The following is a 25,768-nucleotide window of genomic DNA, read 5'->3' on the forward strand; positions in this document are numbered from 1 at the left end:
GTCCGTCAGCCCAGCATCGCGGCCAGCACCGCCGGCAGCTGCGCCGTGGCCTCGGCCATGTTCGCCAGCACTTCCTCCAGCGTGATCTCGGCGGCATCACCGCGTCCCGCCGCCCAGTTCGCGACTACGGCGATGCAGGCGTAGGCCAATCCCAGTTCGCGCGCCAGCCCGGCCTCGGGCATGCCGGTCATGCCAACGAGATCGCAGCCGTCGCGGTGCAGGCGCCGGATCTCCGCGGCCGTTTCCAGACGCGGGCCCTGGGTGGCGCCATAGCAGCCCCCGTCAACCATCGCCACGCCCGCGGCTGCGGCGGCTGCGAGAATGCGCGCGCGCAGCGCCGCGTCGTAGGGTTCCCCCATGTCGACGTGCTCGACGGTGCCGCCAGCACCGAAACAGGTGTGCGCGCGACCCCAGGTGTAGTCGATGATCTGGTCCGGAACTGCCAGCACCTTCGGCCCCATGTTGTCGCTGATCCCGCCGACCGAGTTGATCGCCAGTACCGACTTTGCGCCCAGCGACTTCAGTGCCCAGAGATTGGCGCGGTAGTTGATTTCGTGCGGGCACAGCGCATGGCCTTCGCCGTGCCGTGCCAGGAACAGCACACGGCGGCCGTTGAGCCAGCCATCGACGACGGCATCGCTGGGCGCGCCGAAAGGCGTGTCCACCAGGCGCCGTTCAATTCCTTCCAGTTCGGCCAGCTTGTAGACGCCGGTCCCGCCGATCACGGCCAGTGCGATGTCGCTCATGCCTCCACCTCCGCCATCGCGTAGATGCCGTCGAGATTGCGGCCGTGGCCGTGCCAGTCCATGCCATAGCCGAAGACATAGCGGTCCGGCACGGTGACGCCGACATAGTGGGCGCTGATGCCCTCGGCGCGGCGGTCGTGCAGTTTGTCGGCGAGCACGGCGATGCGCACGGACGCCGCGCCCTGGACGCGACAGTGTTCAAGGATCGCCAGCAGCGTCGGGCCCTCGTCGAGGATGTCATCCGCCAGCAGCACGTGGCGCCCCGCCAGCGGAATTCCCGGCTCCTTGATCCAGTTCAGCCCGCCGCCGGCTGTACCGCGATAGCGCGTCGCGTGCACGTAGTCGAATTCGAAATCTGTGTGGCAGCAGAGGGCCAGGCGTGCGGCAAAGAACAGGCCGCCGTGCATCACGGTCAGGAACACCGGTCGCTCCATCTGCGAATAGTCGGCATCGATGCGCGTGGCCATGTCGCGGATGGCCGCGTCCAGCGCGTTGCCATCATGGAGCAGGTCGGCTTCGGCCAACACGGCGGAAAACGTCTGGTTGGTTGTCATCGGCATCTCCTGTCACGTCGCGCCCGTCCGGGGCGCCTCAATATGGCCGGCGCGCTGCAACGGCTCAGGCCAGCGCATCCAGAGCGGCCATCGCCTGCGCATGGCGCGGATCGGCAAGCAGCGACGACCACGTCAGGTCGCCGCGACCGGCAAGCGCTGCCAGGCGGTCGGCGGTGCTTTCAAGATGGTCCCATGGCACCGCATCGATGGCTTCCTCGACCAGTTCCGGCTTGCAGACCAGCACGACATCGCAGCCGGCATCCAGGTGCAGCTGCACGCGACGGCCCACGGCCCCGGCGCCTTCCGCCGCGACCATGGCGATGTCATCGCTGACGACGATGCCGTCGAAACCCATGCTGTCGCGAAGGATGTGGCGGATCCAGTGGTCGGAATAACCGGCCGGTGCTTCATCGACCGCCGGGTAGGTGACATGCGCCATCATCATCGCGTCGACGCCGGCCTCGATGGCCGCATGGAACGGCACCAGGTCGGCGGCGGCCAGGTCGGACAGCGGCCGGCGGTCGATCGCCTGGCTGAAATGGGTGTCTTCCAGGACCGAGCCGTGACCGGGAAAATGCTTGCCGGTGGTACGCATGCCTGCGGCCTTCATCGCTTCGATGTAGGCTGCGCCCAGCTCCGCGCAGACCTGCGGATCGGCATGGAAGGCGCGATCGCCGATGGCGCGATTGCCGCGCGCAAGGTCGAGCACCGGTGCCCAGCTGAAGTCGATGCCGATGGCGCGCATCTCGCTGGCCATCAGCCATGCATGCTCACGGGTCAGGGCCAGTGCCTGCTCGCGATCGCGGTCGTACAGCTCGCCCAGACGCGACAGCGGCGGCAGCGCGGCGAAGCCTTCGCGGAAGCGCTGCACGGGACCGCCTTCCTGGTCCACGCACACCAGCAGCGGCACTTCGCGCAGCCCGCGGATGTCCTCGATCAGCGCCTGGCTCTGCGCGCGATCGACGATATTGCGCGCGAACAGGATGACCCCGGCGATGGACGGGTGCATCAGCCAGGAACGTTCTATGGCGGTCAGTTCCGGACCTTCGATTCCGACGATCAGCATGGGGCACGACTCCAGCGCGAGTACGGCTCGCGCATCAGGTTGACGTTGTAGTAGAGCGCATCGTCGGTCACCTCCTCGCCCAGCCAGTCCGGCCGCGGGAAGCTGGCATCAACGGCTTCCAGTTCGATCTCGGCGACGACAAGCCCCGCGTTCGCGCCTTCGAACTCGTCGATTTCCCAGACGTGCCCCTCCATCTCGATGTAGTGGCGCAGCTTGCGCAACACCTGGCCACAGGCAAGTTCAAGCAGCGCCTCGGCATCCTGCAGGGGAATGCCGTATTCGAACTCCTGCCGCACGACGCCGAGCTGCTTGGACTTGATGTTGAGCGATCCCTGTTTGTCCTCGATGCGCACGCGGACCGAACAGGCGTCACCGCCGAGGTAGCCCTGCGCGATGCGGGTGCTGCGGCTGACTCTGTCGCGCCAGCGGCCGTTGGCCAGCAGGAACTTGCGTTCGATTTCCAGTGCCATCGTTTCCTCAACCGCGTTCGAACAGCGCGATGGACTCGACATGCGCCGTATGCGGGAACATGTCCATGACGCCGGCGGCGGACAGACGGAAGCCATGGAGATCGGCAAGGATGCGGGCATCACGCGCCAGGCTGCCGGGATGACAGGACACATAGAGCAAGCGCTGCGCATCCGGGAAGCGCAGTTGCTCAAGCATCGCCTGTGCACCGGTACGCGGCGGGTCGATGAGCACTGCGTCGTAGCGCTGCCGGGCCCATTCATGCCCGCGCAGGTCCTGCGTCAGGTCGGCGGCATGGAACCCGGTTTTCTCTTCCAGCCCGTTGCGGCGCGCGTTGTCGCGCGCACGCTGAACCAGTCCGGCCTCGCCTTCGACGCCGACGACATGGGCCGCCACCTGCGCCAATGGCAGGGTGAAGTTGCCGAGTCCGCAGAACAGGTCAAGCACCCGCTCATGGTCCTTCAGCGCCAGCAGCGCCAGTGCGTGTTCGATCATCGCCGCATTGATGCGCGCGTTGACCTGGACGAAGTCCAGCGGCAGGAACCGGTATTCCAGCCCACGCTCCGGCAGCGAGAACACCAGTTCGTGTTCCGCCGGCCACAGGCGGTGCACGCTGTCGTTGCCGCCGGGCTGCAGGTAGATGGCGATGCCCTCACGCTCGCCGAATGCCTGCAGGCGCCCGGCATCGCCCGCCCCAAGCGGCTGCAGATGGCGGAACACCAGCGCCGGCATGCCGTCCCCGGCCGCCACTTCGATCTGCGCGATGGACTCGGCGACACCCAGTGATGCGACGAGTGCCGAAATCGCTTCCAGACGCTTTCCAATGCGGGCGTCGAGCACTTCGCAGACCGACAGGTCGGCGATGAAGCGCGGCTGGCGTTCGCGGAAGCCGACCAGCACCTTTTCCTTCTTGGCGACGTTTTTCACCGACAGCCGTGCCTTGCGCCGGTAGGCCCAGGGTTCGGCGACCAGTGGCGGCAGCACCCGCGCGGGTTCGAGACCGCCGATGCGGCGGAAGTTCTCCAGCAGCTGCTTTTCCTTGGCGGCGATCTGCGCAGTGGGCGAAAGATGCTGCAGCACGCAGCCGCCACATACGCCGAAGTGCGGACAGCGCGGCGTGACGCGATCCGGCGATGCGGCCAGGACCTCCAGCGTCTGCGCCTGGTCGAAATCACGGCCCGGGCGGGTGATCCTTGCCAGGACCTGCTCACCGGGCAGGGCGTCCTCGACGAAAACCACCTTGCCTTCATGTCGTGCGACACCGCGTGCCTCGTGGCTGAGGTCATCGATGCGGAGTTCGATTGGCGGCGCATCCCTGCGCGAACTGGCTCTTCTGTTCAACGTCTGCGGTGTCCTGAAAAACGAAACGCCGCGGCCGGCATGGCCGCGGCGTGCAATGGGATGACGCCTTACTTGCGGGTCCAGCTGCCGCCCGCGCCCTGGTAGTACCAGCCGGCACCGGCGCGCTCGATCCATTCGCGTGCAAAGGTTTCGCGGATCTGTGCTTCCCACTCCGGATGGCCGTTGGCGACGGCGATCTCGCGATAGACCGCGTCGCGGTCACGGTTGTCTTCGGCGACCAGCTGGTTCAGCGTGGCGCGCTCACGCAGCGGCAGCGACGCCGGATCACGCACGGCGATGCGTCCATCGGCGGTCATGCCGATGGCGCCACTCTCGAAATGCGGTTTCAGGGTCTCGAAACGCTCGCGCATGCGGGCACGGATGGCCTGGATGGCCGGCGTGCGGATATTGATGTCGGCCTGGGCATGCGCCGTGGAAATGAATCCGAAGTGGAAGCGCGACACGTGGGCACCACGGTTTTCATCCTCCGCTGGCGGCTGCCCATTGCCGGAGCGACCGATGACATCGTCGACGAATTCGCGCGCAGCGCGCTCGGCCTCGGCGGCCGGGAAGTACACATTGATGGTGACGCAGGCCGCCAGCACCAGCAGTGCCGACAGCAACAGCCATCGCAAGGGACGCAGCATCGTCATCTCCTCAGGGTCGTCGTTCATTCCACGGTGGGTGCGGCACCGCGCAGCATCGCCTGCAGCCGCCCGAGCAGCACGGGCCAGTCGACGCGGCGCTGGAAGCCGCGGATGGTGATCTGCGGCAGCCCGGAGCCTTGCAGGATAGTGTAACTGCCATCCTCGCCTTCGATGCCGCCCATTTCGCAGACGTCGTTGGCGAGGCGGCAGGACAGGCCGATGCGCCGGTAGCTGAAACTGTCGAAGGCACCGAGCAGGCGCCCTTGCAGGCCGGATACCGAACCTCCGCCGCCGACACTCGTCAATTGCTCGACGGCGAGCTGGCTGATCCGGCGCCGGCCCGATTCCTGCGAGCGCAGGTCGGCGTCAAATGCCACGGGTCGCCAGTCGAGCAGGCGCAGGCCGACGATGTCGCCGTCGAGGCGGCCCTCGATGCGCCCGAATCCGAACACCTCGGTCATCGGCTGCAGGTCCAGGCCCCGCATGCGCACATCCGCGCTCAGCGCCGGCGCGACGCCGAATGGCCGTTCGATCGCCAGTGCACCAATGTCGATGCTGCCATCGAAGGCTTCGATATCCAGTTCGCCATCGACGGTCAGGCGCTCGCCGCTGTAGCGCAGGCGCGGCAGACTCGCGTCCAGGCGCCCGGGAAATGCCGGCCAGCGGAACGCCGTCGCCAGCGACGTCATGTCGATGTCGCGCAGCTCGACGGCGGCGGACAGGCGGTCGCCTTCCGCATCGAATGGCCGGATCCGCAACGCATCGAGGGTGATGCTGCCGCCGAACAGGCCCAGCACCACGGGTGATTGCGCGACGAGCTCGCCCCCACGGCTGACCGCGACCAGGCGGCCGGCTTCCAGCGGCAACCCGCTCACGCCAAGCCGGCGCCAGCCCAGCGCCGTCCTTGCTTCGTCGTCGCCGTCGTCGCGGAACCCCAGTTCGCCCGTGACGCCGACGAGATCGTAACGCCCCGCCGGATGCCGAAGGCCGACGTCCTCCAGCGCCGCGTCGAGCCGTGTCAAACGCCCGTTTTCCGCGAGGCCGACGCGGACATCGAGCTGGCCGCGGGCACTGACATCGCGCTGTCCCAGCCAGGTCATGACGCCACCGAGGTATCGCTCATAATGGCGATCCAGGTCGATGCCGATGGCAATATCGGCGGCCTGGACCCATCCGCCGCTGCCGCTGTTGTCGAGACGGCCGCTCACCGCCGCGGAGAAGCCGTCCTCGCCCAGGCTCAGCCGGTCCACCTGCCATCGTCCTCCCTGCCCGACCATGGCCAGGTCCAGACTGACGGCGCTCCCTTCCGGCCAGCCCACGTAGAATGGCCCGGCCAGCACTTCGCCTGCGGTCAGTGTCGATCTCGCGGCCACGGACAGCTGTCCATGGGCGCGGTTCGCAATCTCGAACGGGCCGGAAAGGGCGACCCCGGCGAGGGCGAATCGCCCGTCCGGCGTCTGGGCGGCGAGTGCTGACGCCTTCAGCTCGCCCCGCCACTGTGAGGGCGCGGTGTGCTCGAGACGTCCATCGATGCGTCCGCCCTGCCATTGCCATTGCGGCAGCAGCCGTTGCATCCAGCCCGCCGACAGCCTGCGCGCCTGGGCGACCATCCTCTTGCCAACCAGTGGCAGGTCGAGGACCAGTTCGCTGCTGCCCTGTGCCAGGCGCACCTGGATCGCTGACAGGTCACTGGCACTGCGCCAGCCCAGGCTCCAGTCGGCCTGCCCGCCGCGCCAGCGTACCGGCCCCTGGCAGGCCCATTCCGCCAGCTCGGGGGCGTCGGGCCGGGCCTGCATGGAGGGTTCGCATTCCAGGTGGACCGAGCGCAGCTCCTGGTCCAGGGCCGGCATTTTCAGGCGCTCGATGTCGAGCACCAGGCGTGCGGGCTGCTCCAGCCCCATGGGCCGGAAGGACAGTCGCAAGGCTTCCGCTTCGGCCTGGGCATGGGCGATCCGGGCGATCCGCAGGTCGAGCTCGTGTCGCGTTTCCAGTGCCGCTGCCTGCGGCATTGGGGTCGCCAACAGCGCCACCAGCAGGCCGATGACTTGACCCGACGCGGAGGCCCGGCGAGGCTGGGACCGGCGGCCAGCGACCGGGGAGGGAGACATGGCAGGGAAATCGATCCTCATCGTCGAAGACCATACGATGATCGCCGAGTATGTCGCCAGCGTGCTGAGGGATGCCGGTTACCAGGCAATTCAGGCGGGTTCACTCGCTGAAGCCCGCAGGGCGCTGGCAGACCGGCGCTTCGACCTGTTGCTGAGCGACCGCTGGCTGCCGGATGGCGAAGGCCATGAGCTGCTGACGGGCCCCGGGGATGGTCGCGTGCATCCAGCGCCGCCGGCGGTGCTCATGAGCGCGGAGCTCGACCGCGATGAACGCGAAAAGCTGCTTGCGCATGGCTTCGCCGACGCGCTTGCCAAGCCCTGCCCGCCCCAGGTCCTGCTGGACCGGATCGCGCAGGTGCTGGGCGGAAACACCCCGCACGCAACGGCACAGGCAGCACGGTCGCAGGTTTCACCGGCGCCGGTACTGGATGACGAGGCGGCACTGGCCGTGTGTGCCGGCAACGCCGCCACACTCGCGTCGATGCGCAAGCTGTTCGCCACCGAGCTGCCCGCCGTCCGCGAGCGCATTGCCGCCTGCGCAGCCCGCGGCGACACCATGCAGCTGGCGCAGGAACTGCACCGGCTGTGTGCCTCGGCCGCTTGGGTGGGCGCCGCCGAGGTCAGGCAGTGTTGCGATGCCGCCCGCACGGATCCGGGCCAGGGCCCGGAAGGACTGGATGCGGCATTGGCGCGCGTGCAGCAGGCCTTGTCAGGCTGACCCGAGCGCGCTGATCAGGTCCGCCACTGTGCCGCAAGGCGCCAGGCGCGCAACTCGCCACCGCCCAGGTAATGCCGGACCAGGGCGCGGGCCAGGGGCTTGAGTTGCCGCAACTGGTCGGGCGTGGGCAGTCCGTCGCCGGACCAGGCACGAAGTACCTGGGCGGAGGCGCGCGGCCAGGGACTGTCCGGCGACCAGGGCCGCGCCCCGTGTTCGGGATCGAGGCAATAGACGACATCGTCGACCAGCGGCCGCCCACTGACGCAGTCTTCGTCCAGCACCAGTGCATAGCCCAGCAACCCGATCAGGTCGCGTTCGAAGCGGCGCAAAGACCACGCCAGGCGATCGTCGGCGCGGGCATCCGGTACGGTCGCCGCCGGGCGTGCCCACGGGCCCTGCGATGAAGGTCGTTCGTCTGCGATCCCCTGCCCGGTTGGTGGCGACGGCGAGACGATGCCGCCCAGCTCGCCCAGCCAGTCGGCATAGCGGCGGAAAAGCGAGGGCGCCGGATCACCCCGGCCGGTCAGCCTGTGTACGAGTTCATTGACGTACCAGGCCGAAAACAGCGGCGCGCCGGCGAGCCGGAGGACCGGGCCTTCGGATTCGATCGCGCCGAGGCTCAGGACGTCGCCGCGGCCGGAGGCGCCAATGCGCAGGCGTCGGAACGGCTCCAGCGCTGCGCGCCGGGCGGTGGCGCTGCGACTGCCGCCGCGCACGCCCCGGGCGACCACGGCCAGCCGGCCCTGGCTGGACGTCAGCAACTCAAGCAGCAGGCTGGTCTCGCGGTAGGGCCGCGCTTCCAGTACATAGGCGGGCTCGTCCTCGAAACGCATGATCGATCCTCAGGGACCACAAGGCCTTCGTCGCGACCATGTCGGCGCCACACGCATTGGCGCGCGCATGCGATCAATCCGTATAGCCCAGCTCGCGCAGCGCCCGGTCATCATCCGACCAGCCGCGGCGGACCTTGACCCAGGTTTCAAGGAACACCTTTCCGTCGAAGAGCTTTTCCATGGCGATGCGCGCCTTGCTGCCGATGTCGCGAAGGCGCTCGCCCTTGTCGCCAATGACGATGGCCTTCTGGCCATCGCGCTCGACCCAGATCACTGCATGGACGCGTCTCATGCGACCTTCCAGCTCGAAGCGCTCGATCTCCACCGTGGTCGAATACGGGAGTTCCTGGCCAAGCTGGCGCATGAGCTGCTCGCGGACCAGTTCCGCCGCCAGGAAGCGTTCGCTGCGGTCGGTCAAGGTGTCGGCTTCGTAGAGCGCGTCCTGTTCCGGCAATGCGCCTGCGATCGCATCCTCCAGCTCTTCCAGACCACTGCGACGCCGTGCCGAAACAAGGAATACACCCTGGTAGCCGCGCCCTTCGCTGATCTGCGCGATGAAGGGCAGCAGGCGCTCCTTGTCCTTGACGGCATCCACCTTGTTGATCGCGAGCAGGCAGGGAATCCCGGCGGACAGGGCGGCATCGGCCACGGCACGATCCTCGTTGTCGAAGCGCAGCGCCTCGACCACGTGCACGCAGGCATCGGCGCCGGCCAGCGCCGTATGCGCGGTCCGGTTCAACTGCCGGTTGAGGGCCTTGCCGGTACCGGCGTGGATGCCCGGCGTATCGAGGTAGCCGATCTGGCCGTCCTCACGAGTGGCGACGCCAAGAATGCGGTGCCTGGTCGTCTGCGGACGCGGCGAGACGATGCAGAGCCGCTGGCCGATCAGGGCATTGAGCAGCGAGGACTTGCCCACGTTGGGCCGGCCGATCAGGGCGACGTGACCGGCCCGGAAGGCTGCGGCATTCATTTTTTCAATCCTTCAAGATGCGAAAGCATGGCCTGCGCGGCGATCTGCTCGGCCTGCTTGCGGCTGCCGGCCCGACCTTCCGTCACTTTTTCCGTACTTTCGGCGCGGCACTCGACAACGAACTCCTGCGCATGCGCCTGGCCGTTGGCACTGACCACATGGTATCGCGGCAGCCCTTGGCCGCGCCCCTGCAGCCATTCCTGCAGGCGCGTCTTGGCATCCGCGGTCTGGACAAGGTCGAGGGATTCCAGCGACCCGGCGCAGCGTCCCCGCAGCCATTCCCGGCAGGCATCCCAGCCACCGTCCAGGAAGATCGCTGCCACCAGCGCCTCGAAGGCATCGGCCAGGATCGATTCGCGGCGGTAGCCGCCACTCTTGAGCTCGCCGGGTCCGAGGCGGAGATGGTCGCCCAGCGACAGCGTGCGCGCCAGCGCAGCCAGCGCTTCCCGGCGCACCAGGAGTGCGCGCAGGCGTGTCAGCTGCCCTTCGCTGGCCTTCGGAAACCGTTCGTACAGAAGCTCGGCGACGATGGCGCCAACCAGTCCGTCGCCGAGGAATTCCAGACGCTCGTTGTGCGGAACACCGACGCTGCGGTGGCTGAGCGCCTGGCGGAGCAGGCCCGGGTCCGTGAAACGGTAGCCCAGGCCGGGAAGAGGATCAGCCGCCAAGGGTTTCGGTGCGATCGAAGGTCGCGATGAAATCCAGGTTGCCGAATAGCGTCCGCCGAACTTCGTAACGGACGCGGATCTGCGGCGTTCCCTGGGTGGTCACACGCACGTTGTTGGGTTTCACGGATTCGACATAGCTCATGTTGAGGCGCTTGTCGAAACGCTGGCGGATGGCATCGGCACCAAGTGAGCGCACTCCGTCCTCCTTGGCCAGCCCCTTCATCGCCGTCACGACGCTGTAGTACTCCGAATACACCGGAAACAGCTTCATGCCGATGTAAGCAAAAAAACCGACGACCGCCATGACCACGAGCAAGCCGATCAGCGTGAAGCCCCTCTGGCGCCTTTGCATACCCCTACCCCCTGATGTCCGTGTCAACGAACGATAGTTCCAAGCCTACCGAAATCGACTGCCTCAAGCATACCGTCACGGCTGTCCCAGTTCCACCAGATCACCGAAGCCCGGCCCACCAGGTTCGCTTCCGGGACGAACCGCCAGTAGCGGCTGTCCTGGCTGTTGTCCCGGTTGTCGCCCAGAACGAAGTAATGGCCTTCGGGCACCGTCACCCGGAATTCGTCCTGCAGCTGGTTCAGGGCGCGCGGGTCCGGCCGTCGGAGGATACGGTGTTCGGCTCCCGGCAACCGCTCCAGCAGTTCCTCGTAGCCGGTGTACTCGGCGCTGCTGCGCTCGCCGACATAGCGGCCCAGCATCTCCTGCGGCACTTCCTGGCCGTTCACATGCACCACCTTGTTGCGGTAGCTGATCACGTCACCCGGTATGCCGATGATGCGCTTGATGTAGTCGACATTGGGGTCGACCGGATAGCGGAACACCGCGACATCGCCGCGCTTGGGCTCGCCGACGGGGATGATCTTGGTATTGGTCACCGGCAGGCGGATGCCGTAGGCGAACTTGTTGACCAGGATGAAGTCACCGATCAGGAGCGTCGGCATCATCGAACTGGACGGGATCTTGAACGGCTCGAACAGGAAGCTGCGGAAGACCAGCACCGCGAGGATGACCGGGAAGAAAGAGCGCGCATACTCGACCACGGCAGGAACCCTGCCATTGCGCTGCGCGCGCCGCGGCGCAAAGAACAGGCGATCGGCCAGCCAGATCAGGCCGGTCAGGGCGGTCAGGGCGACCAGCAACAGGGCGAAATCCAGCCTCATCAAACCTTCCTCATTCTCGACAACCGCGATCCGGGCGCTTTCACCTGGCGCCTACTTGTCCATCTTCAGCACCGCCAGGAATGCTTCCTGCGGAATATCAACGCGACCCACCGACTTCATGCGTTTCTTGCCTTCCTTCTGCTTCTCAAGCAGCTTGCGCTTGCGGGTGGCGTCGCCGCCGTAGCACTTTGCGAGCACGTTCTTGCGCAGCGCCTTCACCGTGGACCGGGCAATGATCTGCGAGCCGACGGCGGCCTGGATGGCAACGTCGAACATCTGGCGCGGAATCAGGTCCTTCATCTTCTCGACGAGGTCGCGGCCGCGCCGTTCGGCGAAGCTGCGATGGACGATCAGGCTCAGCGCATCGACGCGCTCACCGTTGATGAGGATGTCGACGCGGGCAAAGCTGCCGGCCTGGAAGCGCAGGAAGTGGTAGTCGAGCGACGCGTAGCCGCGCGACACCGACTTGAGCTTGTCAAAGAAATCCAGAACCACCTCGGCCAGGGGCAGCTCATAGCTGATCTGCACCTGCGAACCCAGGTAGTTCATGCCGACCTGCACGCCGCGTTTTTCCTCGCACAGCGTGATCACGTTGCCGACGTAGTCAGGCGGCGTGAGGATGTTCGCGAGGATGATCGGTTCGCGGATCTCGCGGATGTTCGACAGCGGCGGCAGGCGCGCGGGGTTGTCCAGCGTGATGATCTGGTCATCGCTGGTCTCCACCTCATAGACCACGGTCGGCGCGGTCGTGACCAGGTCGAGGTCGTACTCGCGCTCCAGGCGCTCCTGCACGATTTCCATGTGCAACAGGCCGAGGAATCCGCAACGGAAACCGAAGCCCATCGCCTCCGAACTTTCCGGCTCGAATCGCAAGGCGGCATCGTTCAGACGCAGCTTTTCCAGCGCATCGCGCAGGTCGGGATAGTCGTCGGCATCGACCGGGAACAGGCCGGCGAAGACGCGCGGCTGCATTTCCTGGAAGCCTGGAAGCGGCTCGCTCGCCGGCTTGCCGGTCAGTGTCAGGGTGTCGCCGACCGGCGCGCCGTGCACGTCCTTGATCGAGGCGCAGATGAATCCGACCTCGCCCGGGCCGAGGCGGCCGGTGACCTTGCGCTTCGGTGTGAACACACCGACCTGGTCGACCTCGTGGCTGCGCCCCGTGGACATGACCAGGATCTTGTCGCCGCTGCGAATCTCGCCCTGCATGACGCGCACCAGCGAGATCACACCGAGGTAATTGTCGAACCAGGAGTCGATGATCAGGGCCTGGAGGCGGTCGGTGTCGAGCGGCTTCGGCGGCGGGATGCGGGCGACGATCGCCTCGAGCACGCCCTGGATGCCGACGCCGGTCTTGGCGGAAATCAGCACGGCGTCGTCGGCGGGAAGGCCGATGACCGCTTCGATTTCCCTCTTCACCCGATCCGGATCCGCGGTCGGCAGGTCGATCTTGTTGAGGATCGGCACGACTTCCAGCCCCTGCTCCACCGCCGTGTAGCAGTTGGCGACGCTCTGCGCCTCGACGCCCTGGGCGGCATCGACCACCAGCAACGCGCCTTCGCAGGCGGCCAGCGAGCGGCTGACCTCGTAGGAGAAATCGACGTGGCCCGGGGTGTCGATGAAATTCAACTGGTAGGTATTGCCGTCCAGCGCCTTGTACGGCAACGAGACCGACTGCGCCTTGATGGTGATCCCGCGCTCACGCTCGATGGGATTGTTGTCCAGCACCTGGGCTTCCATCTCGCGCTCGGTGAGGCCGCCACAGAACTGGATGATGCGGTCGGCGAGCGTGGACTTGCCGTGATCGACGTGGGCGATGATCGAAAAGTTGCGTATCAGATTCATGAGTCGGGCGATCGCCCGGAGGGTCACCAGGCATAAAGACGGCGATTATCGCAAAAGCGGCCGCCCAATGGGCGGCCGCCGGGTGTCCCTTTGGTGGAACGGGCTCAGTCGCCTTCGCGGACGTTCAGTGCCAGGAAGGTATTGGCGCCGCCGCGGCGGACCAGCAACATGACCGAATCGCCGGCCTTGACGCCCTCGACCGCCTTGTTGAACGCTGCCACGCTGCCGACGTCGGTCCGACCGACACGCAGGACGATGTCGCCGCGACGCAGCCCGGCGCGTCCGGCCGGGCCGCCGACGACCTGCGCCACCAGCACGCCCTCGCCGCTGCCCAGCTCGGCCTGGGTGCGCTGCTCCGCGCTCAGATCCTGCAGGCGCATGCCCAGGCGCGTGGCGCTCGCGGGTTGAGCCTCACCCGAGCGCGCCGGCAGCACGGCCTCCGGATCGGACTCCGCCTCGGCGACAGTGACGGTGAGCATGCGTTCGCGGCCATCGCGGACGATGCGCACGTCGGCCTTGCTGCCCGGACGCGTGGTGCCGACGATCGGCGGCAGGTCGCTCTGGGTGATGATGTCGCGGCCATCGAAGCTCAGGATCACGTCGCCGATCTTGATCCCCGCCTGGTCAGCGGCACTGCCCGGGACGACACGCGCCACCAGCGCACCGACCGGACGATCCAGGCCCAGGGACTCCGCGAATGCGCGCGTGACCTCCTGGACCTCCACGCCAATGCGCCCGCGACGGACCCGGCCGTCGGTCTTCAGCTGGTCGACGACATTCTGCGCGACGTCGATCGGAATGGCGAAACTGATGCCCATGTAGCCGCCGGTGCCGGAGAAGATCTGCGAGTTGATGCCGATCACCTCCCCGGAGAGGTTGAACAGCGGCCCGCCGGAATTGCCCGGGTTGATGGCGACGTCGGTCTGGATGAAAGGCACGTACTGCTGGTCGCTGCCACCGACGCTGCGGCCGGTCGCGCTGACGACACCGGCGGTGACGGTGTGGTCGAATCGGAACGGCGACCCGATGGCCACCACCCACTGGCCCGGCTTGACCGTGTTCGCATTGCCGAGGCGGACCGTCGGCAGGCCGCTGGCGTCGACCTTGAGGACGGCGATATCGGTCTGCGGATCGGTGCCGATCACGTCGGCGCGGAATTCGCGACGATCGGTCAGGCGGACCGTCACCTCGTCGGCACCCTGCACCACGTGGTTGTTGGTCAGGATGTAGCCGTCCTGGGAAATGATGAAACCGGAACCACCGGAAGTGGAATCACGCCCGCCCGGGACGCCCGGCGGACCGAAGAAGCGGCGGAAGAACTCCGGCATCTCTTCTTCTTCCATGCTCCGCTGCCGGCTGGCCGCGGTGGTCAGCGCGGTGATGTTGACCACGGCCGGCGCGTTCCCTTCGACCAGCGCGGTGAAATCCGGCAGCCCGGTGACCTGCACCGGCGCTGCAGTCTGCGCCGGCTGGCTGGCCTGCATCGCCGCGACGCTGCCGGCGGCGGCCGGCGCCTCGCTCTGGGCGCACGCAGCCGGCCCTACGGCCATGAATGCCCCGACCAGGGCGATGCGCAAGGCAAAAAGTTGATGCGTCTTCATCGGAACTCCTAGCGATGTCGATTCAATCGGCCCGGCACGTCCCGACCGGGCCCCGGGCACCTGGAAATGGGGTCGGCTGCGGACGGCTCAACCGCACCGCCCACGGTTCACGGGCGATGGCAGGGCCTCCGGCAACCGCTACTGCGCTGACGCCGGCCGTTCCTGCGCGGGGGCCGCGGGACGGACGGTCGCGGGCAGCACGATGATGTACTGGGTCGATGGATAGTGCAGCGACGTCACCGGTGCCTTCTGCCAGGCTTCCGGATCGGGCGTGGGTGCGAATTCCCCTGCCCCGACCGGTCGCGACGACCGCGACGACACCGGCAGCAGCGGCAGCTGGCGGCGCAGGTCGTCGGCGCGCACGCCCGAACGCGTCACTTCCGATTCACCGGCGACCAGCTGGCCGGCGTCGGTACCGGATGCGCCGGGCGCACCTGGCTGGACGTACCAGAAGGCGGATGCCGCCACCACCGCCGCGGTGGCAAAACCGGCAGCCCAGCGCAATCCGACCTGCAGCGGCAGGCGCCGGCGCGGCACCGCTTCGGTGGCGATCGCGGCGCGGACGCGTTCGGCCAACGCATGGGGCGCCGGCATCATCGAACGGCTGCCACGCAGGCAATCGCCGATCAGGTGCCAGCACGCATAGGTCTCGCGAAGCTCGGCGTCGTGTTCCAGCCGCCGCAACAGGAACGCCGATTCACTGCGTCCGAGCGCGCCGTCGATCAGGGCCGAAAGATCTTCGCGATGGGAGGAACTGGTCATGGATCACGTCTCGGACAGCAGGGGGCGGATACGGCGCTCAATCGCCTCGCGGGCGCGGAAGATGCGCGAACGGACCGTGCCGATCGGGCAATCCATCGCTTCGGCGATTTCCTCGTAGCTGAGTCCTTCGACTTCGCGAAGGGTGATCGCCATGCGCAACTCCTCGGGCAGGTCGTCGACCGCGGCCGTGACATTGCGCTCGATCTCCTGGCGCAGCAGTTCGTTCTCGGGCGTGGCCCGGTCCTTCAACTGCGAGTCGGCACTGAAATGCATGGCATCCTCGATATCGACGTCGTCACTCGGCGGTCGCCGCCGCAGCGCCACCAGGTGGTTCTTGGCGGTGTTGACGGCGATCTTGTACACCCAGGTGTAGAACGCACTTTCGCCGCGAAAGTTCCCGAGCGCCCGGTAGGCGCGCAGGAACACTTCCTGGGCCACGTCCTGTGCTTCGGAGAAATCACGGATATATCGGCCGATGACGGCGAGGATCCGGTGCTGGTACTTCCTGACCAGCAGGTCGAAGGCGCCCAGGTCGCCGCGCTGAACCCTCTCCACCAGCTCCTGGTCGACGTCCCTGTCACTCATTCCGGACCTTTGCTTTCGAAGATGGCGGGCAGACCGCCTGTTCCCCGGCAAGTTCCCCTGCCGCGGACGATCGCGGGCGATCCCTGCATCCGGCGCCTGCGGTCAGGTCTCACCGGGCGCAGTGCTCCTGGTAGATCGACAGCGCTTCCGGCATCCATTCCTCGAGCTGGCGGATGCGCGTGTCGTGGCTGGGATGCGTGGACGAAAACTCCGGCGGTTGCCGGCCGCCACTGGCCTGGCCCATCCGCTCCCACAGTCGCGGGGCCTCGCGCGGATCGAAGCAGGCGCGTGCGGCCACCAGCAGGCCGATCTTGTCCGCCTCGCTCTCATGGTCGCGCGAGAACGGCAACAGGATGCCGTACTGGGCACCGGCGCCGATGGCGCCCATGATCACGCGCTGCGTCTGGGGGTCCATGTCGCCCACGGACATGCCGGCGGCCATGCTGCCCATCTGCACCAGCTTCTGCGTCGCCATGCGCTCGGCACCATGGCGGGCGATGGCGTGGGCGATCTCGTGACCCATGACGGCGGCAAGACCGTTCGCATTGGCGGTGATGGGCAGGATGCCGGTATAGACGGCCACCTTGCCGCCTGGCAGGCAGAACGCGTTCGCCTGCTCGGACTGCACCAGGTTGAACTCCCAGTCGAAGTGCTGCCATGGCACGTCGGGCGCGATTTCCTTCGCCGCCATGACCAGGCGCCGGCCGATCTCGCGGACCGCATCAACCTCAGGACCGCTGCGGACCACGCGCTCCTGCGCCAGGATCTGCTGGTAGGACTGCAACCCCAGCGCGGACTCCTGCTCGCGTGTGATGTCCACCAGCTGGCTGCGGCCGGTAATGGGCACTTCGTGCTGGTTGCTGAACCAGTAATAGCCCAGGTAAAGCACGAACAGGATGATCGGCCACCAGCGCAATCCGGCACCGCCGCGTCGACCCGCACCCAATGGACCCATCTTCGTTCTCCTGTCGTTGCGACTGCCGCGGAGGATAGCGCCGCCGCCGTTCCGGCGTGTACCGGGCGGTCAGGGTCCGGCAAGGTGTCGCGCGACACGGAAGCCCACACGCGGGCTGGTGGTCGCCGCTTCGATGTTCATCCTGTAAGCCGCACGCACCTGGTCCGGACCGCTGGCCCAGGACGAGCCGCGCACGACGCGTCGCGAACAGCCCGGATTCACCCAGGCCTGGCCGTCACTGGGCGCGCGCGAATAGGTGCTGTGCCAGCAGTCCTCGACCCATTCGGAGACATTGCCCACCAGGTCGTGAATGCCGAACGCGTTGGCGGCGTAGCTGCGAACCGGCGCGATGCCGAAGTGCCCGTCATCGATGTCGGGGAAGGCGTTGCTCCACTCCCGGCGCGAACGCGATCGGTCGCCGGCACTGGATACGTTGGCGACCGCCTGCTTCGGCGGTCCGGCGCCCCACGGATAGGCCGTCGCGCTGCCGGCACGCAGGGCGTATTCGAACTCGGCTTCCGATGGCAGGCGGTAAGGCTTGCCGGTCGATTCCGCCAGCCAGGTGGCATAGGCGACCGCGTCATCCCAGTCGACATGGACCACCGGATAGGTGTCCGGCGCGGCGCGACCGGTCTCGTCATGACGCCAGTTGATCCGGGCACGTTCGCGCATGCTGCCGGAACGCTCGTCGTACACCGACGAACGTCCCTCGCGCTCGGCATGGGTCCGGTAGCCCGTCGCTTCGACGAACAGCCGGAAGGCGCCGACGGTGGTTTCCGATTCCGCCAGCGCGAAGCCCTGGTCGAAGCGCACGCGAAACCGTGGACCTTCGTTGTTGCGGCGGCCGGCCTCGCTCTCCGGCGAGCCCATCAGGAAACTGCCGACTGGCACCACCACCATCACCGGACCGCTGGAACCGTCGCCGAGCGCGTCGCGGAAGCGTTCGCCTTCGCCATAGCCGGCGTACAGGCGGACATTGCGGATACGTTCCCGGACCAGGCCGGCGCCGACGTGATCGGGGGCGATGGCCAGCGCCTGCTCGAGGGTGGCTTCGGCCGCATCGGCCTGGCCTTCGTCCAGGCGCTGGTGCGCCTGGCTGAGCAGGACCGCACCGATGTGGTTGCGTTGCTCGACGAGCGCCGTCCGCGCCTCCTCCAGTGCGAGGCGGGCATCAGGCGTCACCGCGGCTGCCCGGTCTATCAGTGCTTCCGCCTCCTCGAATGCGCCCTCTTCGCCACGGGCCAGCGCCTGCGTCAGCAGCCGGTCGCGGATGGCGGCCAGGCCGGCCTGTGCCGTGAGATTGCCCGGTTCCAGCTCGAGCACCTGCTGGTAGATGGCCCTGGCGGATCGGTTGCCACGGTCGAGCCGGCCGCGCTCCACGGCCGCCGAGGCCTGCTCCAGCAGCACGCGCTGGGCCTCGCCGGCGACCACCCAGGCACGCCAGCGCGCCACGTCGGCAGGACCTTCGTGCAACTGCTCCAGTATCGGCAGCACAGCGCGTCCGCCCGGGTAGTCGCCCAGCGACATCGCCGATTCCATGTCCGCAGCCAGGCGTTCCAGTGTGCGCTCCAGGCCGGCGCGCGCCCGCGCGTTGCCGGGCGCGGCCGCAAGGACGGAAACGAAGAGATCGACGGCGTTGTCGCCGGGCGGCCGGAAAAGGCGACCCTGCGCCAGCGCGGCATCGGCGCGCTGCAGGATCACCGTCACGCCGTTGCGGTCACTGTGGTCGAACTCGACCAGCGTCGGTGCCCAGCCGGCTTCGGGAACCGGCGAGGCGACCGGTTCCGGGGTGTCGTGCGGCTCACCCTCGACTGCGACGGCTCCCGTGCCGGGGTCGTCATCGCCGTCATCGCCCTCATCGCCCGGAAAAACCGGGGCTTCCGGCCTGTCGGCAAGCACGGTGGCCGGTGGAGTCAGGCCGCCGGACAGGGTCTCCTGGCCGCGCTGCCACCAGCTGTACAGGACGGCGCAGCCGGCCAGGGCGATCAGGATCGAGATGACCCGGCGTATCATGCGCGGCTTGCCTGCAACTGCATCATCCCCGAATGGTACCCAATCCCGACGAATCGACCACCCATCCGACAGAACTCTGGATCGAAGACGGCCCCACCCTGCTCGAGTGGCGCGGTGAAGGTGGCCAGATCCTCGCCGTCGATACCGAATTCGTCCGTGAACGCACGTACTGGCCGACCCTCGCCCTCGTGCAGTTGGCCGGCCCCGCCCCGGCCACGCTGATCGACCCGCTGGTCTTCAAGCCCCTGGAAACCCTGGGCCAGGTGCTGGCTGATCCGGCGGCGACCATCCTCATGCACAGCGCCAGCGAGGATCTGGTGGCGCTGCGGCCACTGCTTCCCGCTCCGATCACCGGACTGTACGACACCCAGATCGCCGCGGCCTTCGCCGGACTGGGCGCGGGGCTGGGTTACCAGGCCTGCGTGGCGCAGCTCCTCGGCGTCCACCTGGAAAAACAGGAAACACGGTCGAACTGGCTGGCGCGCCCACTCAGCGACCGGCAGATCAGCTACGCCCTGGATGACGTCCGCCACCTGCACCGCGTCCACGCGCTGCTCGACGACCGCCTAAAGACCCGCGGGTATGCGTCCTGGCATCGGGAAGACTGCCGGCGGCTGGCCGAAAACGGCTGGCGCGGCGAGACCGACGAGCAGCCACAGCTCGCCTTCCGCAACGGCTGGCGCTGGTCGCCACTCGCGCAGGCGCAGTTGCGCCGCATCCTGTTGTGGCGCGAACAGGCCGCGCGCGAGCGCGACCTGCCACGCCGCTGGGTCCTGGACGACCACACCGCCATAGCCGCCGCCATCGAACCGGAACATAGCGCGGCCCGCCTGGCCGCTCGCCTGGCCGATGCACCGGCGGGACGCCGCCGCAGCCTGCAGGCGCTGCTCAACCTGCTCGAACGCGTGCCGGACGACGAGGAACTCGCAACAACCGTTCCCGTGCCGGCGCCGCACGACGATGTCCTGAAACAGGGCATGAAGCGCCTGAAGGCGGTCGTCGACCGGGAAGCCGAGCGCCTCGACCTGCCGCCGGGACTGCTGTGCCCGCGACGTGCGCTGGAGTTTCTGCTCCGCGCCGGACGGCTGCCCGACGACCTGGCCGGCTGGCGCCGTGAAGTACTGGAGCCGGCGCTGGTGGCTGAACTGTAGCCACGGCGCACTGCTCCAAACTTTGCCAAGCGGCGCTACTCATGGCAGAATCGCCGCCTTCGCCCAGCGGGCCCCTGACCCAACACGACGCCAACGGATGTCGAAAGACGATCAAATCGAGATGGAAGGCTCGGTCATCGAGACCCTGCCCAACACCACTTTCCGCGTGAAGCTGGACAACGGCCACGTCATTACCGCCCATATTTCCGGTCGCATGCGCAAGCACTACATCCGCATCCTCACCGGTGACAAGGTCAAGGTCGAGATGACCCCGTACGACCTGAGCAAGGGTCGTATCACCTACCGCATGAAGTAATGGCGGTGGCGGCCCCCACGGCCGCCTTCCAGTATCCCGAAGCTGTCCGCCGCCCTGACCGGGGCGCCGCGGGGCATTGCCGTGTCCGCGCTTCCAGCGGAGGCTGCGGCTTCGGGGAGACAGCAAACATTTCCGCCTATGCGACGCGGGCCTTCTCGTTTCCGCGATGCCCGCGGCTCGCGCGCGCCTGCTCGAGCTCCGCCTGCGCACACCGGACGACCGCGGCGGAAAACCGCCCTGCAACGGGTGCAGGGCGGCTTGTTTTCCTTGCGCCGTGATCAGCGACGGCCCGCGTTCACCAGCTGTGCCAGGCGATGCACCGCGACCATCACGGTCGGATAGTCCATGCCCAGCTGGTTGCGCATGTCGGCCAGCATGCCGAGGGTGAAGCGCAGGCCCGGGTCATCGCCGGTGAACCAGGCCTCGACCAGCTTGCGACCATTGCCATCCGGCTTGGCGGCACCGGCGAGGATCTGTGCCGTCAGCGCGCGATGCTGCGCGAACAGCTCGTCGCGGAGACTGCCACGTGCATGCGCATGCCAGCGACCGGTGACAGGCAGGTCCTCGACACGGTCCATCAGCCATTTCAGGTGCAGCGTGTCGCCGACCTGGAAATAGACTTCGGCGACCTTGCCCACCGGCAGCCCACGCTCGGCCGCGACCTCGACGATGTCCAGCGCCGCCGCCAGGTGTGACAGCCCCGCCAGCTGCGCGGCCAGCGCCTTCGGCACGCCGCGTTCCTGCCAGTTCGAAGCATCGGCGCTGATGGCTTCGCGCTCGCTGGCGGACACCAGCTTGCCGAGGCCGCTGCGCAGTTCGGCCAGGCCGGGCGCGTAGCGGGCCACGGCATTGGCGATCACCAGCTTGTCGCCGGGCAGGTTGAGCAGCCAGCGCGTCATCGAGCGCAGAAGCTGCCAGATGCGCATCAGCGCATCGACCTGAACCGCATCGGTGACCTTGCCGTCGAGCGCGTCGATGTCCGCCCACAGGGCGCGGGCATCGAGGATCTCGCGGGCGATGCTGTAAGCCTTGGCGATCTGCGCCGGCGTCTGCCCGGTGTCTTCCTGCATGCGCAGCACGAAGGTCGAACCCATGCGGTTGACGATCGAGTTGGTCACCGCCGTGGCGATGATCTCGCGACGCAGGCGGTGCTGCTCGAGCTCGCGGCCGTAGCGCTCCTGGATCGGCTTCGGGAAATAGCGCGCCAGTTCGGCGGACAGGTGCGGATCCTCCGGTACGTCCGATTCCAGCAGGCGCTCGAACAGTTCGATCTTGCTGTAGGACAGCAGGACCGCCAGCTCGGGCCGCGTCAGCCCTTCGCCACGCGCCCGGCGTTCTTCGAACTCGGCGTCGCTGGGCAGGTACTCGATGGCACGGTCCAGCTTGCCCTGCGCTTCCAGCGTGCGCACGAAGTGCTGCTTGGAACCCAGGCGCGCGACGCCCATGCGCTCCATCAGGCTGATCGCCTGGTTCTGGCGGTAGTTGTCGTTGAGGACCAGCTGCGCGACCTCGTCGGTCATCTCGACCAGCAGCGCGTTGCGTTCGTCGAGGCTCAGCACGCCACGCTGTACCAGCTCGTTGAGCAGGATCTTGATGTTCACCTCGTGGTCCGAGGTGTCGACGCCGGCCGAGTTGTCGATGAAATCGGTGTTGAGCAGCACGCCGGCGCGCGCCGCCTCGATGCGTCCGAGCTGCGTCATGCCCAGGTTACCGCCCTCGCCCACGACCTTGCAGCGAAGTTCGCGGCCATCGACGCGCAGCGGCGTGTTGGCGCGATCGCCGACATCGGCGTGCGATTCACTGGAGGCCTTCACGTACGTACCGATGCCGCCGTTCCAGAGCAGGCCGACCGGTGCCTTCAGGATCGCCTTCATCAGTTCGTTCGGCGTCAGCGACGTGACGTCGTCCGCGATGCCCAGCGCCTCGCGCGCCTGCGGCGACAGCGGAATGGTCTTGGCGCTGCGCGGCCAGATGCCGCCACCTTCGGAAATCAGGCTGCGATCGTAGTCGTCCCAGCTCGAGCGCGGTACGTTGAACAGGCGCTTGCGCTCCTTGAATCCGCGCGCCGAATCCGGCTGCGGATCGATGAAGATGTGGCGGTGGTCGAAGGCGGCGACGAGCCGGATGTGCTCGGACAGCAGCATGCCGTTGCCGAAGACGTCGCCGGACATGTCGCCGATGCCGACGCAGGTGAAGTCTTCCTTCTGGCAATCGACGCCAAGCGCGCGGAAGTGGCGTTTCACGGACTCCCAGGCGCCACGCGCGGTGATGCCCATGCCCTTGTGGTCGTAACCGTACGAACCACCGGATGCGAAGGCGTCGCCAAGCCAGAAATCATGTTCCGCCGACACCGAATTGGCGATGTCCGAGAACGTCGCCGTACCCTTGTCGGCGGCGACGACGAGGTACGGATCGTCGCCGTCGTGGCGGACGACGTTCTTCGGCGGCACCGGCTTGCCATCGACGAGGTTGTCGGTGATGTCCAGCAGGCCGTTGATGAAACTGCGGTAACAGCTCACGCCTTCAGCGAGCATCGCATCGCGGTCGCCGCTGGCCGGCGGGCGCTTGACGATGAAGCCGCCCTTGGCGCCGACCGGCACGATGACGGTGTTCTTCACCATCTGCGCCTTCACCAGGCCGAGCACTTCGGTGCGGAAGTCCTCGCGCCGGTCGGACCAGCGCAGGCCGCCGCGGGCGACGGGTCCGAAGCGCAGGTGCGTGCCTTCGATGCGCGGCGAATAGACGAAGATCTCGCGGTACGGGCGCGGCTTCGGCGCTTCGATCAGGCGCGCCGGATCGAACTTGAAGCTGATGTAGTCGTGCGGCCGGCCGTCCTCGGCCAGCTGGTAGAAATTCGTGCGCAGCGTCGCGTGGATCGCTGCCATCAGGCTGCGCAGGATGCGGTCCTCGTCCAGGCTCCCCACTTCCTCCAGCAGCGTCTTCACCGCTTCGACGATGGCCCGCTCGAACACCGCCGGGCCCATCCCGCGGGCCTCGACCAGCGCCGGGATCTGCGCACGCTCGGTGTCGGTGCGCGACAGACGTCCCATGGCGCGCTCGACCACGCCCTGCCAGCGCTGCGTTTCCTCGGCGGGCTCGTCGACGCGGGCCGGGTCGAACTTGGCCTGGAACACCTCGATCAGCAGGCGGGCGAGCACCGGATAACGGTTGAGCGTCTGCTCGATGTAGGACTGCGAGAACGGCGTGCCGACCTGCTGCAGGTACTTCGCGTAAGCACGCAGTACCGCGACTTCGCGCCAGAACAGGCGCGCGCCGATGATCAGGCGGTTGAAGCTGTCGCTCTCGGCGCGGCCGCGCCAAACGGCCTCGAAGGCTTCCTCGAAGAAGCGGTGCGAAACCTCGAGGTCGACGTCGACGTGTTCCGGGAACGCGATCTCGAAGTCCTGGATGCTGATCAGGCTCCCCGCCACTTCCATTTCGTAGGGATGTTCGGCGAGCACGCGCAGGCCCATGTTCTCCATCATCGGCAGCGCTTCGGACAGCGTGATCGCCTGCCCCATGCGATAGAGCTTGAAGCGCAGCGCGCCCTCGCGGTCACCCGGCGCGTGGTACAGGTTCAGGCGCAGGTCGTCCTCGTTGCCGAGATGCGAAATCGCCAGCAGGTCGGCGGCGGCGATTTCCGGCGGCACCTGCTCGACGTAGGCGGCAGGTAGCGCGCGCTGGTAGCGCGTCGCCAGGCGCAGGCCGAGGTCGTCGCCATGGCGCTGTACGAGGATGTCGCGCAGCTCGTCGTGCCAGTTGCGGACGATGCGCGCCATTTCCGCTTCCAGTGCCACCGTGTCGAACTGCGGGCGCACGCCGAAGGGCGGCCGGATGACCATGTGCAGGCGCGCCAGCGTGGAATCACCGACCTGCACCTGGGTGTCGATGGTCTGGCCCTGCAGCGCCTGCAGCAGCATCGCCTCGATGCGTTCGCGCACACCGGTGTTGAAGCGGTCACGCGGAATGAACGCCAGCGCCGAGAAGAAACGCCCGAAACGGTCGCGCCGCAGGAACAGGCGCGTGCGGCTGCGCTCGTGCAGGCCGAGGATGCCGGTGGCGATGGAGTACAGCTCGTCGGTGCTGCACTGGAACAGCTCGTCGCGCGGCAGCGTCTCCAAAATGTGCTTGAGCGCCTTGCCGCTGTGGCTGTCCGGGCGCAGGCCCGAGCGCTGCATCACCTCGGCGACCTTGGTTCGCACCAGTGGCACGTCCTGCGGGCGGCGCATGTAGGCGCCCGAGGTGAACAGGCCGATGAAGCGGCGTTCGCCGACGACCTTGCCCTGTGCATCGAAGCGCAGCAGGCCGATGTAATCCATGTTGCCGACGCGGTGCACGGTGGCACGCGCATTGGTCTTGGTGATGATGAGCACGCGGTTGGCGCCTTCGGTTTCGGCGTCGTTCGCGGCCAGGCTGCTGATGCTGCGCGGAGTCGCACCGACGATGTCGCCGCGAAGGATGCCCAGGCCCGTGCCCGGGATGGCCCTGAGCACCTCGTCGCCGTCGACGCTGGCGACTTCGTATTCGCGGTAGCCGAGGAAGGTGAAATGGTCGTCACCGACCCAGTCCAGGAATGCGCGGATCTCCGCGACCTCATCGGCGCCCGCCGGACCCGGTTCGCCGGACAGGCCGCTGGAAAGCTCGACGATCCGCTGCCGCATCGCGGCCCAGTCGGTCACGCTCAGGCGGACATCGACGAGGGCGCGCTCCAGCGTTTCCTTCAGCCGGCGCAGCTGTTCGACTTCCGGCTGGCGATCGATCTCGACATGGATGACCGATTCGCTGACGCCACTGCCCAGCGCGAGCAGGTGGCCGCCCGGGTCGCGCGACGCCAGGACCACCGGATGGATCAGTGTATGCGCGACGGCGCCATGCGCGGCAATGGCCATGCCGACGCTGTCGACGAGGAACGGCATGTCGTCGTTGACGATCTGGATCACCGTGTGCGGGCTGTCCCAGCCATGCTCGGCAAGCGTCGGGTTGAACACGCGGATCTTCGCCTTGCCGGTGGCGCGCGCGCGGACGAACTCGAGCAGATCGAGGATCAGCGCCGCCCAGTCGCCCTGGCTGCGGCCGGCCAGGTCGTCGTCGGCGACCCGGCCGAGCACGCCTTCCGCGAACGTCCGCGCCTCCTTCAGTCGCGCGCCGGACAGGCGTCCGGACAGCTGGTCAAGGATGGCAACAACCGACTCGGACGTAGGAACGACCGCGGCCAAGGCGCTCATGGTTTTTCTCCGGAAAAATCAGGGGT

General features: G+C 67.5%; 22 protein-coding genes. 3 read left to right on the plus strand and 19 right to left on the minus strand.

The window, feature by feature from the left end:
• Window positions 1–5: 5 nt before the first annotated feature.
• The 7 genes from EDC25_RS01065 to EDC25_RS01095 all read right to left on the minus strand — a co-directional run bounded on the left by EDC25_RS01065 (window position 6) and on the right by EDC25_RS01095 (window position 6,831).
• Window positions 6–746, minus strand: coding sequence for an S-methyl-5'-thioinosine phosphorylase (locus tag EDC25_RS01065; protein ID WP_123520700.1), 741 nt, complete (start codon window positions 744–746; stop codon window positions 6–8).
• Window positions 743–1,300, minus strand: coding sequence for a hypoxanthine-guanine phosphoribosyltransferase (locus EDC25_RS01070; protein ID WP_123520708.1), 558 nt, complete (start codon window positions 1,298–1,300; stop codon window positions 743–745). Before EDC25_RS01070 ends, EDC25_RS01065 begins: the two co-directional genes overlap by 4 nt.
• Before the next feature lie 64 nt (window positions 1,301–1,364).
• Window positions 1,365–2,366, minus strand: coding sequence for a beta-N-acetylhexosaminidase (gene nagZ / locus EDC25_RS01075; protein ID WP_123520699.1), 1,002 nt, complete (start codon window positions 2,364–2,366; stop codon window positions 1,365–1,367).
• Complete coding sequence (locus tag EDC25_RS01080) at window positions 2,360–2,836, minus strand: CYTH domain-containing protein (protein WP_123520698.1); 477 nt, start codon at window positions 2,834–2,836, stop codon at window positions 2,360–2,362. The genes nagZ and EDC25_RS01080 overlap by 7 nt, the downstream gene beginning before the upstream one ends.
• Window positions 2,837–2,843: 7 nt before the next feature.
• Window positions 2,844–4,175, minus strand: coding sequence for a 23S rRNA (uracil(1939)-C(5))-methyltransferase RlmD (rlmD, locus tag EDC25_RS01085; RefSeq protein WP_240639547.1), 1,332 nt, complete (start codon window positions 4,173–4,175; stop codon window positions 2,844–2,846).
• 68 nt (window positions 4,176–4,243) lie between these two features.
• Complete coding sequence (locus tag EDC25_RS01090; protein WP_240639546.1) at window positions 4,244–4,822, minus strand: YdbL family probable chaperone protein; 579 nt, start codon at window positions 4,820–4,822, stop codon at window positions 4,244–4,246.
• Window positions 4,823–4,845: 23 nt separating this feature from the next.
• A complete protein-coding gene (locus EDC25_RS01095) occupies window positions 4,846–6,831 on the minus strand; it encodes a hypothetical protein (protein WP_123520696.1) in 1,986 nt (661 codons plus the stop codon).
• A gap of 97 nt (window positions 6,832–6,928) precedes the next feature.
• Here EDC25_RS01095 and EDC25_RS01100 point away from each other — a divergent pair, with 97 nt between their 5' ends.
• A complete protein-coding gene (locus EDC25_RS01100; protein ID WP_123520695.1) occupies window positions 6,929–7,648 on the plus strand; it encodes a response regulator in 720 nt (239 codons plus the stop codon).
• A 14-nt stretch (window positions 7,649–7,662) separates the two neighbouring features.
• Here EDC25_RS01100 and recO read toward each other — a convergent pair whose 3' ends face one another.
• From recO to EDC25_RS01155, 11 genes are all read right to left on the minus strand, one after another.
• Window positions 7,663–8,481 carry a DNA repair protein RecO gene (recO, locus tag EDC25_RS01105; RefSeq protein WP_123520694.1) on the minus strand — a complete coding sequence of 273 codons (819 nt, stop codon included), beginning with the start codon at window positions 8,479–8,481 and terminating at the stop codon, window positions 7,663–7,665.
• Window positions 8,482–8,554: 73 nt separating this feature from the next.
• Complete coding sequence (era, locus tag EDC25_RS01110) at window positions 8,555–9,451, minus strand: GTPase Era (protein ID WP_123520693.1); 897 nt, start codon at window positions 9,449–9,451, stop codon at window positions 8,555–8,557.
• A complete protein-coding gene (gene rnc, locus EDC25_RS01115) occupies window positions 9,448–10,119 on the minus strand; it encodes a ribonuclease III (protein ID WP_123520692.1) in 672 nt (223 codons plus the stop codon). Before rnc ends, era begins: the two co-directional genes overlap by 4 nt.
• Window positions 10,109–10,471, minus strand: coding sequence for a DUF4845 domain-containing protein (locus EDC25_RS01120; RefSeq protein ID WP_123520691.1), 363 nt, complete (start codon window positions 10,469–10,471; stop codon window positions 10,109–10,111). The genes rnc and EDC25_RS01120 overlap by 11 nt, the downstream gene beginning before the upstream one ends.
• Window positions 10,472–10,494: 23 nt before the next feature.
• Complete coding sequence (lepB, locus tag EDC25_RS01125) at window positions 10,495–11,292, minus strand: signal peptidase I (protein ID WP_123520690.1); 798 nt, start codon at window positions 11,290–11,292, stop codon at window positions 10,495–10,497.
• Window positions 11,293–11,343: 51 nt separating this feature from the next.
• A complete protein-coding gene (gene lepA, locus EDC25_RS01130; protein WP_123520689.1) occupies window positions 11,344–13,134 on the minus strand; it encodes a translation elongation factor 4 in 1,791 nt (596 codons plus the stop codon).
• A 104-nt stretch (window positions 13,135–13,238) separates the two neighbouring features.
• Window positions 13,239–14,735, minus strand: coding sequence for a DegQ family serine endoprotease (locus EDC25_RS01135; RefSeq protein WP_377599394.1), 1,497 nt, complete (start codon window positions 14,733–14,735; stop codon window positions 13,239–13,241).
• 138 nt (window positions 14,736–14,873) lie between these two features.
• Window positions 14,874–15,497, minus strand: coding sequence for a sigma-E factor negative regulatory protein (locus EDC25_RS01140; RefSeq protein ID WP_123520688.1), 624 nt, complete (start codon window positions 15,495–15,497; stop codon window positions 14,874–14,876).
• Between the two features lie 3 nt (window positions 15,498–15,500).
• Window positions 15,501–16,082 carry an RNA polymerase sigma factor RpoE gene (rpoE, locus tag EDC25_RS01145; protein WP_123520687.1) on the minus strand — a complete coding sequence of 194 codons (582 nt, stop codon included), beginning with the start codon at window positions 16,080–16,082 and terminating at the stop codon, window positions 15,501–15,503.
• 109 nt (window positions 16,083–16,191) lie between these two features.
• Complete coding sequence (locus tag EDC25_RS01150) at window positions 16,192–17,037, minus strand: M48 family metallopeptidase (protein ID WP_123520686.1); 846 nt, start codon at window positions 17,035–17,037, stop codon at window positions 16,192–16,194.
• Window positions 17,038–17,106: 69 nt separating this feature from the next.
• Window positions 17,107–19,050 (minus strand): formylglycine-generating enzyme family protein, encoded by a 1,944-nt coding sequence (locus EDC25_RS01155; protein WP_123520685.1) that lies wholly within the window; start codon window positions 19,048–19,050, stop codon window positions 17,107–17,109.
• Between the two features lie 32 nt (window positions 19,051–19,082).
• Here EDC25_RS01155 and EDC25_RS01160 point away from each other — a divergent pair, with 32 nt between their 5' ends.
• Both EDC25_RS01160 and infA read left to right on the plus strand, forming a co-directional pair.
• Window positions 19,083–20,201 (plus strand): ribonuclease D, encoded by a 1,119-nt coding sequence (locus tag EDC25_RS01160; protein ID WP_123520684.1) that lies wholly within the window; start codon window positions 19,083–19,085, stop codon window positions 20,199–20,201.
• Window positions 20,202–20,298: 97 nt separating this feature from the next.
• Window positions 20,299–20,517 (plus strand): translation initiation factor IF-1, encoded by a 219-nt coding sequence (gene infA / locus EDC25_RS01165; protein ID WP_123520683.1) that lies wholly within the window; start codon window positions 20,299–20,301, stop codon window positions 20,515–20,517.
• A 278-nt stretch (window positions 20,518–20,795) separates the two neighbouring features.
• Here the strand turns inward: infA and EDC25_RS01170 are convergent, their stop codons facing one another.
• A complete protein-coding gene (locus EDC25_RS01170; RefSeq protein ID WP_132577163.1) occupies window positions 20,796–25,742 on the minus strand; it encodes an NAD-glutamate dehydrogenase in 4,947 nt (1,648 codons plus the stop codon).
• Between the last annotated feature and the right edge of the window lie 26 nt (window positions 25,743–25,768).

The sequence above is a fragment of the Pseudofulvimonas gallinarii genome (assembly GCF_004343305.1).
Lineage (GTDB): Bacteria > Pseudomonadota > Gammaproteobacteria > Xanthomonadales > UBA2363 > Pseudofulvimonas > Pseudofulvimonas gallinarii.

Coding starts and splice junctions, on each gene's coding strand:
- EDC25_RS01065 (WP_123520700.1), bottom strand. CDS start 746: ATGAGCGACATCGCACTGGCCGTGATCGGCGGGACCGGCGTCTACAAG.
- EDC25_RS01070 (WP_123520708.1), bottom strand. CDS start 1,300: ATGACAACCAACCAGACGTTTTCCGCCGTGTTGGCCGAAGCCGACCTG.
- nagZ (WP_123520699.1), bottom strand. CDS start 2,366: ATGCTGATCGTCGGAATCGAAGGTCCGGAACTGACCGCCATAGAACGT.
- EDC25_RS01080 (WP_123520698.1), bottom strand. CDS start 2,836: ATGGCACTGGAAATCGAACGCAAGTTCCTGCTGGCCAACGGCCGCTGG.
- EDC25_RS01090 (WP_240639546.1), bottom strand. CDS start 4,822: ATGCTGCGTCCCTTGCGATGGCTGTTGCTGTCGGCACTGCTGGTGCTG.
- EDC25_RS01095 (WP_123520696.1), bottom strand. CDS start 6,831: ATGCCGCAGGCAGCGGCACTGGAAACGCGACACGAGCTCGACCTGCGG.
- EDC25_RS01100 (WP_123520695.1), top strand. CDS start 6,929: ATGGCAGGGAAATCGATCCTCATCGTCGAAGACCATACGATGATCGCC.
- recO (WP_123520694.1), bottom strand. CDS start 8,481: ATGCGTTTCGAGGACGAGCCCGCCTATGTACTGGAAGCGCGGCCCTAC.
- era (WP_123520693.1), bottom strand. CDS start 9,451: ATGAATGCCGCAGCCTTCCGGGCCGGTCACGTCGCCCTGATCGGCCGG.
- EDC25_RS01120 (WP_123520691.1), bottom strand. CDS start 10,471: ATGCAAAGGCGCCAGAGGGGCTTCACGCTGATCGGCTTGCTCGTGGTC.
- lepB (WP_123520690.1), bottom strand. CDS start 11,292: ATGAGGCTGGATTTCGCCCTGTTGCTGGTCGCCCTGACCGCCCTGACC.
- lepA (WP_123520689.1), bottom strand. CDS start 13,134: ATGAATCTGATACGCAACTTTTCGATCATCGCCCACGTCGATCACGGC.
- EDC25_RS01135 (WP_377599394.1), bottom strand. CDS start 14,735: ATGAAGACGCATCAACTTTTTGCCTTGCGCATCGCCCTGGTCGGGGCA.
- EDC25_RS01140 (WP_123520688.1), bottom strand. CDS start 15,497: ATGACCAGTTCCTCCCATCGCGAAGATCTTTCGGCCCTGATCGACGGC.
- rpoE (WP_123520687.1), bottom strand. CDS start 16,082: ATGAGTGACAGGGACGTCGACCAGGAGCTGGTGGAGAGGGTTCAGCGC.
- EDC25_RS01150 (WP_123520686.1), bottom strand. CDS start 17,037: ATGGGTCCATTGGGTGCGGGTCGACGCGGCGGTGCCGGATTGCGCTGG.
- EDC25_RS01155 (WP_123520685.1), bottom strand. CDS start 19,050: ATGATACGCCGGGTCATCTCGATCCTGATCGCCCTGGCCGGCTGCGCC.
- EDC25_RS01160 (WP_123520684.1), top strand. CDS start 19,083: ATGGTACCCAATCCCGACGAATCGACCACCCATCCGACAGAACTCTGG.
- infA (WP_123520683.1), top strand. CDS start 20,299: ATGTCGAAAGACGATCAAATCGAGATGGAAGGCTCGGTCATCGAGACC.
- EDC25_RS01170 (WP_132577163.1), bottom strand. CDS start 25,742: ATGAGCGCCTTGGCCGCGGTCGTTCCTACGTCCGAGTCGGTTGTTGCC.